This window comes from Nocardia vermiculata NBRC 100427, assembly GCF_001613265.1.
In the GTDB taxonomy this organism is placed as follows: Bacteria; Actinomycetota; Actinomycetes; order Mycobacteriales; family Mycobacteriaceae; genus Nocardia; species Nocardia vermiculata.
The window spans coordinates 1-14,672 of record NZ_BDCA01000029.1 but is presented as its reverse complement, the minus strand read 5'-3'; the positions used below and the strand labels follow the sequence as shown (position 1 = coordinate 14,672).

Annotated in this window: 16 protein-coding genes; 8 read left to right on the top strand and 8 right to left on the bottom strand. The window is 63.4% G+C overall.

Going from position 1 to position 14,672, the window contains the following annotated elements; genetic code table 11:
• The first annotated feature begins 80 nt into the window (after positions 1 to 80).
• Positions 81 to 779, top strand: a complete 699-nt coding sequence (locus NV2_RS24400; RefSeq protein WP_067878995.1) for a siderophore-interacting protein — start codon at positions 81 to 83, stop codon at positions 777 to 779.
• Positions 780 to 792: 13 nt separating this feature from the next.
• On the opposite strand, the gene NV2_RS24395 is transcribed toward NV2_RS24400, so the two are convergent.
• The gene (locus tag NV2_RS24395; protein ID WP_067878992.1) at positions 793 to 1,215 is read right to left on the bottom strand and encodes a winged helix-turn-helix transcriptional regulator; all 423 of its coding nucleotides are present in this window, start codon (positions 1,213 to 1,215) and stop codon (positions 793 to 795) included.
• 128 nt (positions 1,216 to 1,343) lie between these two features.
• Here NV2_RS24395 and NV2_RS24390 point away from each other — a divergent pair, with 128 nt between their 5' ends.
• Positions 1,344 to 2,216 (top strand): oxidoreductase, encoded by an 873-nt coding sequence (locus tag NV2_RS24390; RefSeq protein WP_067878989.1) that lies wholly within the window; start codon positions 1,344 to 1,346, stop codon positions 2,214 to 2,216.
• 54 nt (positions 2,217 to 2,270) lie between these two features.
• On the opposite strand, the gene NV2_RS24385 is transcribed toward NV2_RS24390, so the two are convergent.
• Positions 2,271 to 4,061: a molybdopterin-dependent oxidoreductase gene (locus NV2_RS24385; RefSeq protein ID WP_157103064.1), complete on the bottom strand. Its 1,791-nt coding sequence runs from the start codon at positions 4,059 to 4,061 to the stop codon at positions 2,271 to 2,273.
• A 156-nt stretch (positions 4,062 to 4,217) separates the two neighbouring features.
• The gene (locus tag NV2_RS24380) at positions 4,218 to 5,072 is read right to left on the bottom strand and encodes a class I SAM-dependent methyltransferase (protein ID WP_067878985.1); all 855 of its coding nucleotides are present in this window, start codon (positions 5,070 to 5,072) and stop codon (positions 4,218 to 4,220) included.
• Between the two features lie 102 nt (positions 5,073 to 5,174).
• On the opposite strand from NV2_RS24380, the gene NV2_RS24375 reads away from it, so the two are divergent.
• From NV2_RS24375 to NV2_RS24365, 3 genes are read left to right on the top strand one after another with little or no spacing between them, the layout of a single operon-like run.
• Entirely contained in the window at positions 5,175 to 5,840 is a 666-nt protein-coding gene (locus tag NV2_RS24375) for a TetR/AcrR family transcriptional regulator (RefSeq protein ID WP_084475390.1), read from the top strand.
• 35 nt (positions 5,841 to 5,875) lie between these two features.
• Positions 5,876 to 6,694: a MerR family transcriptional regulator gene (locus NV2_RS24370; RefSeq protein WP_084475388.1), complete on the top strand. Its 819-nt coding sequence runs from the start codon at positions 5,876 to 5,878 to the stop codon at positions 6,692 to 6,694.
• Positions 6,691 to 7,575, top strand: coding sequence for a hypothetical protein (locus NV2_RS24365; RefSeq protein WP_067878976.1), 885 nt, complete (start codon positions 6,691 to 6,693; stop codon positions 7,573 to 7,575). Before NV2_RS24370 ends, NV2_RS24365 begins: the two co-directional genes overlap by 4 nt.
• Here the strand turns inward: NV2_RS24365 and NV2_RS31060 are convergent.
• The 5 genes from NV2_RS31060 to NV2_RS24340 all read right to left on the bottom strand — a co-directional run bounded on the left by NV2_RS31060 (position 7,457) and on the right by NV2_RS24340 (position 12,163).
• Positions 7,457 to 8,338 carry a CPBP family intramembrane glutamic endopeptidase gene (locus NV2_RS31060; RefSeq protein WP_084475386.1) on the bottom strand — a complete coding sequence of 294 codons (882 nt, stop codon included), beginning with the start codon at positions 8,336 to 8,338 and terminating at the stop codon, positions 7,457 to 7,459. The two genes, NV2_RS24365 and NV2_RS31060, sit on opposite strands and share 119 nt — an antisense overlap.
• Positions 8,339 to 8,537: 199 nt before the next feature.
• On the bottom strand, positions 8,538 to 9,557 hold the full coding sequence (locus tag NV2_RS24355) for an NADP-dependent oxidoreductase (RefSeq protein WP_157103062.1): 1,020 nt from the start codon (positions 9,555 to 9,557) through the stop codon (positions 8,538 to 8,540).
• A gap of 94 nt (positions 9,558 to 9,651) precedes the next feature.
• On the bottom strand, positions 9,652 to 10,359 hold the full coding sequence (locus NV2_RS24350; protein ID WP_218019022.1) for a chloramphenicol phosphotransferase CPT family protein: 708 nt from the start codon (positions 10,357 to 10,359) through the stop codon (positions 9,652 to 9,654).
• Positions 10,281 to 10,838 carry a GNAT family N-acetyltransferase gene (locus NV2_RS24345; protein ID WP_067878963.1) on the bottom strand — a complete coding sequence of 186 codons (558 nt, stop codon included), beginning with the start codon at positions 10,836 to 10,838 and terminating at the stop codon, positions 10,281 to 10,283. The genes NV2_RS24350 and NV2_RS24345 overlap by 79 nt, the downstream gene beginning before the upstream one ends.
• The gene (locus NV2_RS24340) at positions 10,835 to 12,163 is read right to left on the bottom strand and encodes a helix-turn-helix domain-containing protein (RefSeq protein WP_067878960.1); all 1,329 of its coding nucleotides are present in this window, start codon (positions 12,161 to 12,163) and stop codon (positions 10,835 to 10,837) included. Before NV2_RS24340 ends, NV2_RS24345 begins: the two co-directional genes overlap by 4 nt.
• 227 nt (positions 12,164 to 12,390) lie before the next feature.
• Between NV2_RS24340 and NV2_RS24335 the strand changes: the two genes are divergently transcribed.
• The 3 genes from NV2_RS24335 to NV2_RS31535 all read left to right on the top strand — a co-directional run.
• Positions 12,391 to 13,026, top strand: a complete 636-nt coding sequence (locus NV2_RS24335; RefSeq protein ID WP_169811553.1) for a hypothetical protein — start codon at positions 12,391 to 12,393, stop codon at positions 13,024 to 13,026.
• Between the two features lie 355 nt (positions 13,027 to 13,381).
• Positions 13,382 to 13,885, top strand: a complete 504-nt coding sequence (locus NV2_RS24325) for a hypothetical protein (RefSeq protein WP_157103061.1) — start codon at positions 13,382 to 13,384, stop codon at positions 13,883 to 13,885.
• 22 nt (positions 13,886 to 13,907) lie between these two features.
• The coding region (locus NV2_RS31535) for a hypothetical protein (RefSeq protein WP_218019021.1) at positions 13,908 to 14,672 on the top strand (765 nt) is incomplete at its 3' end.

Sequence of the window (14,672 nt, the reverse complement as noted above, 5' to 3'; positions counted from 1 at the left end):
CCTTCAAGGAGTGTAACGCAGAGGTCTCCATCTTCGACAAGGGTGTGGTTTGGCTAACCTAACTCAGCTACCCTGTCGGTATGGGTAAAGGTTTCAACGGCATCGTGCTCAAGGCGCTCGGCGCCGACGATTACCGACTGACGGTCACTTCCGTTACAGAGGTTACCGAAAAATACCTGCGTATCGGGTTCACCGGCGGCGGACTCCTGGCCGCCCACCCGGTCCATCCCACCCAGTGGATTCGCATCTGGTTCGCCGAGGACAGCGGCGATCTCGTCCAGCGCGGCTACACCCTGGTCGACCCGGACCCGGCCAACGACTCCTTCGATATCGAGTTCGCCCTGCACGGCGGGCCCGCCTCGCGCTGGGCCGAGAAGGCCTCCGTCGGCGACACTCTCGACGCCACCGTCATGGGATCGAAATTCCAGGTCCCGCAGCCGGTTCCGTCGGAGTTCGTCATCTTCGGCGACAGCGCCTCCCTCCCCGCGATCAACTCCCTGCTCGACGCCATCGGCGAAACCCCGGCACGGGTCTGGTTGGAGTGGCAAGAGGAATCCGAACAGTCCCTCCCGGTCCGCACCGGTCCGAAGACCGAGGTGACCTGGGTGGAACGGGTCAACTACGGTCAGCTGCTGCGCCAGGCCGCCGATTCGGTGGACTGCGCCTCCGACGGTTTCGGCTGGGCAGCCTGTGACGCCGCCACCACCCGTGCCGTCACCAAATCGCTGAAGTCCAAACTGCCGAAGCACAACGTCACCGGCCGCGGCTACTGGCGCTGAGCGGCGAACGCCGTCAGGAGGCGCGTGCGTCGTAGTCCTCGCGATGGGCGAGAACCTCGTCCATATGGTCCTGCGCCCAATGCCTGAGGCCTTGGGTCATGCCGTAGAGCGAGTGACCGAGGTCGGTCAGCTCGTAGGAGACCGTGACCGGCACGGTCGGTGTGACCGTCCGGACGAGCAGGCCGTCGCGTTCCAGCGAACGCAGCGTCTGGGTCAGCATCTTCTGGCTCACTCCGGTGATCGTGCGGGCGAGCTCGGAGTAACGCAGCGACCGGGCCGATTCCCGCCCTTCGGGGCCGTCACCACCCAACGCGCACAGAATCAACACGACCCATTTGTCGGAGATGCGGTCGAGGAGCCGGCGGCTCGGGCATACCGCCAGGAACGCGTTGTACTCCCTCTTTTCCTGCGCCCTCTCGGCGGCTCTTCCCGTCATCTACCTCACCTCTCACCGTCGAACCGGTAACGCACTTTCAAGTGCCTACTTCCCAACAGGGAGTAACTCTCCAATACTGGATGACGAAGGGCGAAAGCGCTACCCCACCACACGACGAGAGGCGTCCGATGAACGCAGCTACCTCACCACTTCCCGGCGGCACCTGGACGCTGGGTGATACCACTGTCACCCGATTCGGTTACGGCGCTATGCAACTCACCGGGCCCTGGATCATGGGCCCGCCGGCCGACCACGAAGGCGCCGTGGCGGTGCTGCGTGCGGCGGTGGCGCGCGGCATCACCCACATCGACACCAGCGACGCCTACGGGCCCTACATCACCAATCAGCTGATCCGCGAAGCGCTGCACCCTTATCCCGAGTCACTGTTCATCGCCACCAAGGTGGGCGCGAACCGTGACGCGGAGGGTGGCTGGCCGGTCGCCCGCACACCGGAAGACCTGCGCACCCAGGTGCAGCAGAACCTGGACCGGCTCGGTGTCGACGTGCTCGACCTGGTCAACATGCGGATGGGCGACGCCACCGGCCCGCAGCCCGGCTCGATCAGCGAGGCGTTCGAGACGCTCGCCGAACTCCAGCAGCAGGGTGTGATCCGCCACCTCGGAGTCAGCAACGTCACCGCGGAACAGGTCGCCGAAGCCCGGTCCGTCGCGCCGATCGTCTGCGTGCAGAACATGTACAACCTCGCTCACCGCCACGACGACGCCCTCATCGACGATCTCGCCGCCGACGGCATCGCCTACGTCCCGTTCTTCCCACTCGGCGGCTTCACTCCCCTACAGTCCGAAACCCTCTCCGAGGTCGCCACCCGCCGGGAATCCACGCCCATGTCCGTAGCACTGGCCTGGCTGCTGCAGCGCTCGCCGAACATTCTGCTCATCCCCGGCACCTCGTCCACAGCACATCTGATCGAAAACATCACCGGCGCTGGACTTTCCCTCCGAGAGAAGGATATATCCGAGTTGAACGGGATCGCAGCCTGAGCGGCACCGGTGCGTCATCAGCTATGGCGCACCGGGGATCTGGCAAAGTCGGAACTACAGCGTCTGGCGGTAGCCGTAGAACTCGTGGTCCTCGTTGTAACCCCCGTGGCCGCCGCCCAGCTGACGGAAATCGTCCACGAATTCGATTGCGGCGACCCATTTCACGTGTTTGAACCCGTGCTGTAGCTCGTTCCGTAAACGCAACGGGGCACCGTGTCCGTAGGTCAACGGGTCGTCGTTCATGGTGTAGGCCAGCATGGTCAGGTGGTGGTCCATCTGCTCGATCGCGTGTGCGTCGTAGTAGGTTCCGCCGCCTGACCCCTCGGCGAGAGAGTAGAAGACCACCCATTTCGCCTCGGGGAGCGGATGCACCCGCTCCATGATCGAATGCATCGACACTCCACCCCATTTCGCGACACCCGACCAGCCCTGGATACAGAAATGCTGGGTCGTCTGTTCGTGATACGGCAACGCACGGAGGTCGTCGAGCGACAAGTCGACCGGATCCCGGACCAGACCGAAGATTCGCAGCCGATAATCCCGGAATCCCGACCGGTACAGGCGTCGATATTCGTCACTGTCCGGGTACGTCCCGTTGTGCCACAGATACGGTGAGATATCAGCGTCGGAGTAGGTTCCCGGTTTCGCGTCGGTGTACTCGAAGAGGCGCTGCAACGGACCGACCAGCGCGTACCCGACCCGTTGCACGAGACGTGGATGCCGGAAGGTGAGCGGTGTGGCCGCCACCCAGCCCAGCACCACGACCACCAACGCGATCAGGAAAACGCCGAAGCCGACCCAACTGTCGTCGTCGCGGCCGGCGAACATGTGATTCAGGTTCCGCAGTGCGCCGGTAGTTACCACGAAAGTGACGTGAAGCGCGATGAACAGCAGAAACCACATCATGACGAGGAAGTGCAACGACCGTGCAAGCTGAATATTCAACGGCTTACTGATTCGCCCGAGTCGCGTGGACAGGGCCGGCGACATCCCGAGGCCGGTGAGCAACGCCAAAGGGGCCGCCACGAAAACCGTCACGAAGTAGGTCAGCAGTTGCAGACTGTTGTAGGCCACCCAGCCGTTGTCGGTCGGCCAGTCCAACGACAGGTATCGGATCAGCACGGTCACCGCGTCGGGAAAGACCTCCCACCTGGTCGGCACGATGCGGCGCCATTCCCCGGTGGTGAACAACAGCACGTAGAAGACCACACCGTTGAGTAGCCACAGCATGTCCATCCCCAGATGCCACCATCTGGCCAAACCGATCGAATGCCGAATACCGGGCAACCCGACCTGGCGGGGCAGTTCCACCGAGTCGTCTTTAGCCGTCCAGAACGGATCGTCGGGAACGGGCCCTCGAAGCCGCAGCCACTCCTTTCCCGGCGTGCAGTTCCTGGTGAAATACAACCGCGGATGGTCCACCAGAATCTGCAGACCGGACCGGAGAATGAACATTATCAGGAACAGATTGAAGAAATGCTGCCACGACAGCCACGCCGGAATGCCCGGCATGTGTTCGTGTCCGGGCGCCAGTCCACTGCCGGGGTACTCGGCCATGAAATTCTGCACGGCAGGCATATTGTGCAAGCCCTTGGCCGCCGCGACGGTGATGATCAGGACGACGAACCCCACCGGCAGCAGCCACAATACGTTGAACCATTTATCCCGGCCCACGCGCACCCGCGGCGCGATACCCGCCTCACGTGGAATACCGCCCGCCCACTCGTGCGGGTCGACGACATCACGCCCCGGCTGCAATTCTGACCGGAACGCCGGAATGGTACCCAACCCTTGTTCGGACGAGCTGGAGGCTCCGCGCGGGGTTGCTCGATCGCCGTTCCCCATGAATCGATGCTAAGTACCACCCTGCCGGTTCGACTACAGCATTTCCCGTCAAAAATTCGTTAACGCACGGCAAGTGCCGCCCACCGGCGGGCTGTTACCGAAGCGAATCGTTCGGGCGCGGATGTCGCAATGCCACAACTTTTCATGGTGACCGCCTCAGACTTCCCCTATCGTGGCTTCCTGCCGGAACCGGACCACACCGGACCAGGGGATTTCATTACTACGCGGGATCTGCTGTGGGAGTTCGGCGAATTGCCACAACTCCTGGGGCGCCCGCCGAAATCGTCCCGCCTGCACCACCAGATTCTCGACCTCGAGCGGATGCCAGCCGTGTTCTTCGAAGAATCCGATGCCGTCCGCGGGGTCGAAACGTGGACCGTCCTCGAAAGACGAAGCCAGCTGAGAGTGGGCGCCGCCAAGGGTGACATCGGTTATCCACCAATGTATTTCGGGACGCGCAAGGGCGTGCGCGAGATCGGCGACCGTTCGATGCCCGAGGTAGATCAGCAGTCCTTCGGTGAGCACCAACGCCCGCGGCGCGGAGCTACCTCGTTGTACCCGCGCACCGAGTGCCTCGTCGAGAAATCCCACCAGCGCATTCCGGTCGCGCAGATCGAGACCGTGCCGTCGCAGCTTGCACCCCGGCTGCTCCGCTGCCAAGGCAGCATTTTTTTCGTCGACGAGTTCGGGGAGATCGACCTCGACCCACACCAGGCCGGAAGGCAGATCGAGCCGGTACGGACGCGTGTCCAAACCGGCTGCCAGGTTCAGGACCCGATCACACCCTTCCCGCACAGCCGCAGCGATCAGGTCGTCGACGAGTTTGGTGCGGGTAACGATCGGCCAACCGCTCCGGAGCACGGAAGGTGCTGTATCCCTGAGGGTTCGGCCGCCTTCGCCGGCCAGCCGGCTCGCCAGTGGATCGCGAAACAGAGCATCCGGACGAGCGGACTCGTCGGCCCGGTAGGTCGCCGTCAGGCGTGCGGTATCGGAGATGTTTCGGATGTCCATGAGCGCTCCGGTCGGCCTCTGCGGTGTCCCGCCGGTCGGTGGGTGCGCGACCGGCAAACTTGGACTCATGAGTCCAAATACGTCGTTGCTAATCTTGGACTCATGAGTCCAAGTCGTCAAGTCACCGCTGATCGCGGCGATCCTCGCCCGGGACGTCCGCAGAAACGGCAAGCGATCATCGACGCCGCGCAGCGGGTGTTCTCGCAGCGCGGCTTCACTCACGCCGGCGTCGACGTGATCGCCGCCGAGGCGGGCGTATCGAAGCAGACCATCTACAACCATTTCGGCGACAAACAGGCGCTGTTCACCGCGGTCGTACACGCAGTGAAGACCCGAGTACGCGCGGAGATGCGGCACTCGTTCGAGGCCGGTTACACCGAATCCGGCGACTACGACCGCGACCTGCGCACGTCGTTTCGGCTACTGGTTCGTGTGCTGTTGAGCGACAGTGTCGCGGCCATGCGCCGCCTCGTCATCGCCGAACAAGTCCGCCACCCCGAACTCGCCCGCGAATGGGAGCAGGACCGCCCCACCTTCGAAGCGATGCTTACCGGGCAGATCGAACAGCACACGGCGGCAGGGGTTCTCAACGTCACCGACGCCCCCCTCGCTGCGCACCAACTGATCCTGCTCACCGCTAACGACGCCATCGAGCGATCGGGACACGGACTGCATCCCCTGTCCGACGAGGAGATCGCGACGATCGTCGACAACGGAGTCGATATGTGGATGCGCTGCTACGGGAAGAATCGGAACGACACCACATGATCCCGGCCATCCGCCCTTGACCTTGACGTCGGGTCATGGTTGAAGCTTGGGATATGCGGATAGGAAAGCTCGCGGCGATCGCCGACACCACCACGCGGACGGTGCGCCACTACCACCGGCTGGGGCTGCTCGAGGAACCGCGACGGCTGCCCAACGGGTACCGGGAATACACCGTCGACGATGCTGTCCGGCTCATGCGTATCCGTTGGCTGGCGGCCCGCGGAGTTCCGCTGGGTTCGGTGGCCGCCATCCTCGCCGAAGACAAGCCCGATGAGGACATCCGCGATATCGTCGCGGATTTGCGGGAACTTGTGCGCGACGTCGAACACGAACAGGCCGAACTCGCCCGGCGCCGGGAACAACTCGCGGCCATGCTCGCCGAAGCCGAACGAGGCCAAGGTATCTCTGCGCTCCCTTCGCGACTTTCCGCAGCACTGTCCGAGACCATCGACAACTCCCGTACCGCCGGATCGGCCCTGCGACGCGACCGGGACCTGGTCGAGGCGCTCGTGATGTCCGGAAAAGCACCGGAAAATTTGCTCGGAGTGTACGAGGAGACGGTAACCGACCCCGACCGACGCGAGCGGTACCTGATGGCGCTCGCGGACTGGTCCGATCTCGAAGGCCGCAGTCCGGAGACGGCACAGCCACAGATAGCGGCTGTCGCCGACCGGATTCTGGGACTGTTCGAGCACCAGCAGGCGCTGCTCCCCCAGGCGGAGCGGGCCTGCGGAGAGCCGAATGAGGCGCTGACACTCGACGATATGATCTCCGATCCCGCGCAGCGCGCGGTCGTCCGGCTGGTTCGGCAAGGACTGCTCGCTCGGTCCTCGACACCGACGGATATCGAATGAATACCATGTGGATTCGACGGTTCCAACAGGTCGCGCAGCTGGTCACGGTGTTCGTCGTCGCCGTCGACGCGATCTTGGCCGCGTCCGGAAAGATCACCGGGCGCCAAGCGATGTGGTTGTTCGTCACCGTGGAGGTCCCGCTGACGTGCGCACTGATGCTGGGACTGAGTATCGCGGTCGTGGCGGGGGTACGGCGCGGCGACCGGCTGCGGGAGGCCACTGCCCGCGTACTCGGCCGTTCCCCAATACCAGCACTCGTTCGAGCCGAGCTCAGGGCCTACCGAGCGTTGTGGCTGTGGGCCCGGGGACGGTGTTCGGGAGTGGAGCCTGGTGCCGTCGTGCTCACCGCGAACAAAGGAACACTCGTACTGCCGGTGGCATTCGCCGTGGCGACCGTCATCGAGATCGTGGTGCTGCATCTGCTGCTGCCCTGGATGTGGCTTCGGGTGGCCGTGGCTCTGATCTCAGTATGGTCGCTACTCGCCATGTTCGGCTACCTGGCGGTTCATCGCACCAATCCGCACTATCTGACCGAGACATCGCTGGTTCTGCGTCAATCCGGGAAGGTCGTGACTGTCGTCGAGCGAAGCGATATCGCGGCACTCGAATCGCGGCCTCGTTTTTCGGAAACGGCGCCGGCCATCCGCGAGAGTCACCTTTTCCTGCCCAACACCGACGGAACGGTGGTCGGCCTGGCTCTGAAATCGACTGTCAAAGCGACGCTTCCAGCGATGTTCGCTTCTCGAACAAAGACCGGAGAAGTCAATCGGATAAGCCTCTACCTGGACGAGCCTCGGCAGCTACTCGCGACGCTGACCTCGCAACAGGGCGGGCCCTCAGACTCCCGCCACGGTACGCGAATACGAGCATCGAAACGCTGATCAGCACCCCGGTGACAACGGGCACGACCGAGGCCTCCAAGCCGAATGCACCACCGGTGAGCGCGACGGCTCCGTGGGACTCGACAGCGAACAGGCCCTCGGAGTTGTGTCCCGAAACCGGGATACCGAGCAACTGCACCGCCGCGTTCCACGCGAAATGCAGCCCCACCACGAACCAGATGCTGCGCCGCCACACGAACGCCGCCCCCAGCATGACGCCCGCCTCGACAGCGATGGCCACCGCACTCCACAGTGTCGCACCAGGATTCATCAAGTGAACAGCCCCGAACAACACCCCCGTGACCGCGAGCGCAACACCGCTACCCCACCACTGCTCCACCGCCTGCAGGACGAAGCCACGGAACATGAGTTCCTCGGTGACCGCGGCAGCGCACTGTACCACGACCGCGGACCAAACCACCGCCCAGACACCATTTCCCGTCCACGAGAACGAGTAGCCGCCGAACGCGGTAATCAGGCCGACGGAAACGAGCACGAATCCGAGCCCGACAGCGATCCCGGACAGTACCGAACCGACGGCGCCCTGCCAGGCGATCTCCGGCGTAGAACGATGCACGAGACGACGCATCACCACCCAATACACCGCAACCGCCAGGACTGCCCCCAGCAACGGAATAGGCCCCGGCCCCGCCGCGGTCAACCCTGCGATCACGCCGACAACGACCGCGCCCGCCACCATCCATGCGAAGGAAGCGCGGGAAGGGCGCTTGGTCCGGTTGCCTTCGTCGCGCGCGGTCGACATCGTATTCACCCTGGCCTCCTCGGGAGCACCGGATCAGCCGGCTTCCACCTGCCCTCGGATTCGCACCGCGGTCATGACGACCATACCGGCACAAGCCAATCGAGCTATCGACCGACCGCAGCAAGCAGAGCCGCGGCACGACGACCCCGCTCGCCGAGTGATGCGGCAAGATTCTGCACGTCGACATCCGTAACCGCACTCAGGGCATTATCTTGACCAATTGTTTACCGAGGTTACGGCCCTCGAAAACGGCGCGTAATGCACTCGGCGCGGATTCCAGTCCGCTACTGACGGTTTCGGCGACGATGATCGCTCCCCGCGCCTGCCAGTCGTGCAACGCCGTGAAGGCCTCGGGAAAGCGATCGAGGTAATCGAGGAAGATGAACCCCTCCATACGTGCTCGGTCCAGGGCCAGCCGCATGTAATTCCGCGGACCACATTCCGGATCGACACCTTGATATCCGGAAGAGATGGCCCCGGCCAGAACGACCCGCGCATGGCGAGCCAGATGTGCCAAACCATGTTCGAGGACGCGACCGCCCACCCCGTCGAAGAAGACGTCGACGCCGCCGGGAGCGAGTCTGGTCAGACAGGCATCGATATCATCGTTCTTGTAGTCGATGCCGGCATCCAGGCCCGCGTGCTCGGTAATCCACGAGCATTTTTCCGGACCACCGGCGATGCCGATCACTGTGCAACCCAACGCTTTGGCAATCTGTCCGGCAATGGAACCGGTGACGCCGGCCGCTGCCGATACCAGCACCGTCTGGCCGGGTTCGGGACGACCGACGTCGGTCATGCCGAAATATGCGGTCAACCCGGGCGCTCCGAACAGACTCAGCATCGCCGTCGGCGGTACCCCATCGGGCACCACGTTCAGTCCGAACAACCCGCCGGCCGTCCGGACAACGTAGTCCTGCCACCCCACCATTCCCGCGACCCAACTCCCCACCGGACAATCGGGATCGTTGGAGGCCACCACCTGGCCGACACCACTACCACGCATCACCGCACCGACCGGCACGGCATCGATATAGTTTTCGGCCGCATTCAGCCAGCCTCGCTGGGTGGGATCGATCCCCAGCCAACGCACCCGAACCAAGGCCTCCCCCGCCCCCGGTGTCGGCACCGGCACACTCCGCAGCTCGAAATCCTCGTCCCGCACCGCCCCAACCGGCCGCCGCCGCAACACCCACTGCCGGTTCACCGCATTAACCACCGGGCGATACTAGAGCGCCCACACCCCATCACTCGACCTATTTACTGCCGACCCATGTTGCCCTCAGCTCCCAAGGCTTCGTCGTCCGGATGGATCAATCGTGTTCTTCTCCTGCGCGGAGTCGGTCGAAGGCTCGAACAGATCTCCCCTGATCGATGAGTGTCTTGATTCGAGCGGAGCAGACCTCGGTGGCGTTGCGACCGGTATCGACTTCGAGGTCGTAGATACCGTGCGCATGGACCACACCGGCCTGTTCGGCCGCGGTGCCAGGGAGGCGATCGCCGCGTTGCTCTTCGCGACGTCGCAGTTCATCGAGTGGGCAGTGGACACCGACAAAGATGACATCGATGCCGATGGTAACCGCGAGACAGTCCCGTAGCCGCCAAGGTTCACTGAGGACGTGATCCATCACGACGTTGTTGCCGGCCGACGCCATCGCTGCGACCGCGCGATGGAAGCCTGCCCTGGTTCGCCGAAGGGTGTCGGCGAGCGCATCACCGTCGAGTTCGCGAGTTCGAACCTGCGAGCGCATCGCGCCGAACATGTCGACGCTCATATGAAAGAAGGGACGATCGAGATCGATCAGCAACTGCCGCGCGATGCTCGACTTGCCCGAACTCGACGCACCGTTGAGGAGTATGACCTGACCTGCACCCGCAAAATCAGCATCGGTCTCGTTGTTCATGTCGTCCACGCTGCTATCTCCGGCGGGCAGGGCGCAGATTAGGGACGGATCAGCACATCGAACCGTGGCGCGTCGGGCCAGCTCGGGCGAAGGTACCCGACCCGCCGCCACCCCCACCGGATATAGCGCTCATATGCACGAGGATTGTCCGGCTCCACCAGCAGCGTCGCTCGCCCCTCCGGACGACGCCCCAACAGCTCGTCATGCATCGCGCGGGCGACACCCTGACCGGCGTACTCGGTACACACCATGATCTCGCTCAGACCGAATGTGCGAGTCCCGTCCTCTGCAGTGAACTCTTCGATATCTGTGTCCGGGTCATCCAGATGCAAGTTCCCCCACCACGCCGCGTTCGGTGGCAGCGGCCATCCCCAGATCTGTCCCGCCGGTCGACCGCCGACGACCGCGAGCACGTATTCGAAACCGGTGTTCCGCGGGCTGGAATAGGAGTCGAAGCGGCGCATGAATTCTTCAGGCGAGTCGAACGGGTCACCGGAGGCGATGGCATCCACGTACGAGCGGCGATACACATCCTCCACGGTCATACGCACACCGCGCGCTCCGTCATTGTCATAGTGCTGGAACTCGATAGTCATTGCGTTGCTGCCTTCTCCGTAAGAGAGTCGTACTTGTTCCGAAATTCCTCACCAGCCGGAACATCCGCGACAGCATCCCGTACCGGCTTCAATCGCTTCAGAGTGCGGGTCGACGACATATCCGACAGGCCGGCCAATGCGAACATGCCATGTTCCAATGCTCCGGTGGTGTCGCCCGCTCGCGCCCGGGTGGCCGCCGACCAAGCCCGAACGATCGTCGTGTTTCGTCGTCCTGCCGGATGTTCGACGGCCGCGCCGTACAACTCGACAGCACGCGAGAGGTCACCTACATCCGCATAGCCTCGTGCCTCGGTATCCGCAACCTCCGAGGAGGTAACGAACCGCAACCACTGCGGGACCTCCTCCAACGGCTCGAATTGCATTGCGTGCTCCAACTCCCGCCACGCTGTCGCAATGGAACGACCGAACGCAGACCGGTCACCCAGCAGCGCGTATGCCTGCGCGTCACGCAAACCGATGAGTGCATGCACGCGACCCGCCGACCGACCCCTCACGAGATCCCGCGCCCGGTCGTTCAACTGCAGAGCCCGGTGCGGGCTTCCTCCCGGACTGCCTGGATAACGAGCAAGGGCCGCTGCCTGATTCGACAAGTACAGACACGTGTGCGCCATAAGGTCGGAGTCGCCGGCTTCCGCGCCCAACGCCATCGCGTCGCCGTAGCAGCGTCGCGCCAGCACGTGCCGGTCGGCGTCGTAGGCCAGCCAACCGGACAGCACGGCCATCTCCCCGGCCGCGCTGATGAATGCGTTCCCGGTGGCGGTGTCGAAAACTCCCCGGTCGAGGAGCCCCTTGACGCGCTCCAGTCGATCCGCTGCGTAGCCGACGAGGCCTGCGCCACCATGCTGCTGGTCGGCGCGCTCGAGCGCATTTACTCCGGCCAATAGTCGTTGTACGTCGCCCCTGCCGATGCGGGCGGAGTTGTTGTCCGGAAGCAAGATTGCCGCACCCGCAGCTGCGGCCATCTTGCCGAAGTCGCGCCGCCTCACTTCCTCGACCTCCTTTGCATCCGTGCCTGGTTCGCTGGAAGCAGTAATGAGAGTGGGGGTCCGGGCATTGTCCGCTTCCAAGCGGGACAGCTCGGACCGAAAACGTTCTCGCTGATCCGATTCGAGTTGCGCAAGCGCTGTGTCGAGAGCTTCGGCTGACCGGCCTTTGACCGGCCGCTCCACGGTGGCTTTCTGCTCCCACTTCTGAATGGTCTCGACCTTGAATCCGAGACATTCAGCAAATTCCTCCTGCGTCCGGCGAAGAGCTGTATCGCGTAGAGCCCGGACTTCCACTTTCGTCCACGTCGTCACAATCATTGCCGCCCCTGATCGTCGCCTCCACGCTCCGTACGAGAAGCGTACGACCTCCATACCGCCGACATGGCTGGGATCACGAGTACCAGTGGGCCACACTCGATTCAGACCCCGCGACGGGCAGAAAGCAGTAGCCCGCTCCGTCGATCAACACACAGCGACGTCCGATAGACGGTGACTGATCTACGGCGGCGGGCGCTGATCCAGCCACGCGACGAAAGGTCAGGCAAATGGATTTCGGAAACCGACACCGCCATCAGCCAACCGCAATATGCCTGGTGCGCGTCGATATCTCAGGTCCCCAGGCTCCGCGGCATGCGCTCGAAGTGCACCGTCACGCGGCACGGCTCGGGTACGCACCGCTGCATACGGTGCGGCCACCGATCGACGTCCCCGACCCTGTCGGCCACGCGCTCGGGCTCGCCGCCGGTCTGAATGCCGACGCGGTGGTCGTCTACGACCTGGAGACCGTCAGCAACAGCCCGAGTCGAGTGTGTGAGATGTTCGATCTGGAAACGGTGTGCCCTCCCGTCACCTGGGCCGCAGCGGCATCAGGTGCGGCTGATGCCACGCACGCACATCCCGAGCAGCCGCTCACCGTCTGGGCTGCGCAATGGATCATGCAGCAGCACAAGGAATGCCGCGCATTCGACTGCCAACGGAAAGCCAGTGCATACAGCTTCCTCGTCAGAGAAGGCAAGATCGTCCCCCCGGTCGGCACACCACGCGAGCGGGCAGCCGCACGCGGTCTCGCATTCCTACCGCGCCGTGACAACGATGTCCCCCTGCCGAAGGGAGTGAACCTGGAAACGTTGCTCGACGTTCTAGCCGGCCTCGCCGACTACACACCGACCAGCAAGCGCTAGAAGATCGCCATGAGCTTCGTGGATCCAGCTGGAGCCCACTTCGAATCGCCGTTGCCGTACGAGCCGGACATAGGTTTGTACCTCCGAATCACCGTCCCGAATGAGCACGAGTTCAGGTTCGTGGCGTGCATGTCGGCCGCCCTGCGGTTCGTTATGCACTGGGTCGCCGAGTATCCAGCTGTGGCCGTCATGTTCGAGCAGCCGAATCCGCAGTGCCGACGGTTGCCCTGTGAACGATTGTGGACACTTCCGTGAATGCGGACTGGCTCCTCTGTTCCAGGCACTCTGGCAGTCGTCTTCATCGTGGTAGAGCGAGATAGCCTGACCGGCAAACCATCGACGACGGGAGCCAGACATGAGCGACGCAGGACAGATGGGGTTCGACATCGAATTCGACGACAAGACCCAGGCCTACCTGGATTGGGTTGCACCCGAACAGATGGAAGCGCAAGTGCGATCATTCCTCACTGAAACGGTGCCAGGTGTCGCCGGCTACGGCGACGCCTGGTGGAAGTCGCCCCTGACCAAACAGATCCTCGAAGCTGCGAAGAATCTCTTCGGCGACCGCAACGGCCTACTTTCACCAGACAACCGGGACGCCGCCGATCAGTTCATTCGGTTCTACGGCGAATGCTTCATCCGGCGCGCGGGCATGACATGGGGCAACTACCCGGAGTGGAGCGGTGCCCCGCTGTATACGGATTTCAGTCCCGCAGTGCATGACGGCACGGGCGAGGACGTGCGGAGCTTGGTCTCGATGACCGACTACTTGTTCCTCGACGATGACGGCCCGGGTATGGCGGACTACGCGATCACCTCGGCGGCCCGCGACATGAAGAAAAAGCGAGGCTCCACGTAAAAAATTCAGCGGGGGTGAATAGGTGCCCGACGAATATGATGCTATTCGGCGAGGGTTATCCAACTACGAGCGAGGCCTGTACTTCGAACTCGGTCGTGCATACATCCGAGGGGAAACCGCCGATCGGGGGTGGGTTCGGCAGTTCAAAATAGAAACCGGAAAAGGTTCGCGAATAATCGACAGCGCGCGCACCGAAGGACTGGGGATACGTGCGGTCGAACGCAAGTCAGGCCGTCTCAACGAGCGGGAGGCACGCGAGCAGCTGATCAGAGAGCGGGCCGGAATCGACTCCGGAAAGATAGCGCGCTCCGACTGGGAAACCGTGGCCGGCGAGAAGATCCCCCGCTCCGTCTCCAACGACATGCACGCACTGTCCCGAGATTTTCCAGGTAAATTCAACCACCAAGTAATCTCGAGAACCGACGCCCTGCGCGCTATACAGGTCGGCCGGACTCTAGCGTCGAAACAGCTCGAGTTGGTCCGGGTCTATGAACTGGACAGAGCCGATCGTGCACGCAAACGCTTGCAGAACATCCGGGAAATCGTCAGGCAGCGCGAACGGGCACGAGAACTCGAACGACAACGCGAACGAGATGAGCGCCGCCGGCGCGCGAAGGAGCGTCTGCCCCGAGTTCGAGAGGCCGCCGAACGATTGCGTGAACGCCGTGAGCGACAGCAACGCACACGCGAGCGACTTCTACTGATGCGTCAGACGACCGAGCGAATCCGCCTACCGGAGCCGACAACGAGCGGTCAGCGTGGTCGAGAAGAACACGAAGCCCTAGGT

What these genes read in the sequence shown, in the direction of transcription:
- NV2_RS31060 (WP_084475386.1), bottom strand. Translation starts at nt 8,338, where the DNA reads ATGTCGACCGCGCGCGACGAAGGCAACCGGACCAAGCGCCCTTCCCGC.
- NV2_RS24390 (WP_067878989.1), top strand. Translation starts at nt 1,344, where the DNA reads ATGAACGCAGCTACCTCACCACTTCCCGGCGGCACCTGGACGCTGGGT.
- NV2_RS24395 (WP_067878992.1), bottom strand. Translation starts at nt 1,215, where the DNA reads ATGACGGGAAGAGCCGCCGAGAGGGCGCAGGAAAAGAGGGAGTACAAC.
- NV2_RS24380 (WP_067878985.1), bottom strand. Translation starts at nt 5,072, where the DNA reads ATGGACATCCGAAACATCTCCGATACCGCACGCCTGACGGCGACCTAC.
- NV2_RS24375 (WP_084475390.1), top strand. Translation starts at nt 5,175, where the DNA reads ATGAGTCCAAGTCGTCAAGTCACCGCTGATCGCGGCGATCCTCGCCCG.
- NV2_RS24335 (WP_169811553.1), top strand. Translation starts at nt 12,391, where the DNA reads ATGGATTTCGGAAACCGACACCGCCATCAGCCAACCGCAATATGCCTG.
- NV2_RS24385 (WP_157103064.1), bottom strand. Translation starts at nt 4,061, where the DNA reads ATGGGGAACGGCGATCGAGCAACCCCGCGCGGAGCCTCCAGCTCGTCC.
- NV2_RS24400 (WP_067878995.1), top strand. Translation starts at nt 81, where the DNA reads ATGGGTAAAGGTTTCAACGGCATCGTGCTCAAGGCGCTCGGCGCCGAC.
- NV2_RS24340 (WP_067878960.1), bottom strand. Translation starts at nt 12,163, where the DNA reads ATGATTGTGACGACGTGGACGAAAGTGGAAGTCCGGGCTCTACGCGAT.
- NV2_RS24365 (WP_067878976.1), top strand. Translation starts at nt 6,691, where the DNA reads ATGAATACCATGTGGATTCGACGGTTCCAACAGGTCGCGCAGCTGGTC.
- NV2_RS24370 (WP_084475388.1), top strand. Translation starts at nt 5,876, where the DNA reads ATGGTTGAAGCTTGGGATATGCGGATAGGAAAGCTCGCGGCGATCGCC.
- NV2_RS24345 (WP_067878963.1), bottom strand. Translation starts at nt 10,838, where the DNA reads ATGACTATCGAGTTCCAGCACTATGACAATGACGGAGCGCGCGGTGTG.
- NV2_RS24325 (WP_157103061.1), top strand. Translation starts at nt 13,382, where the DNA reads ATGAGCGACGCAGGACAGATGGGGTTCGACATCGAATTCGACGACAAG.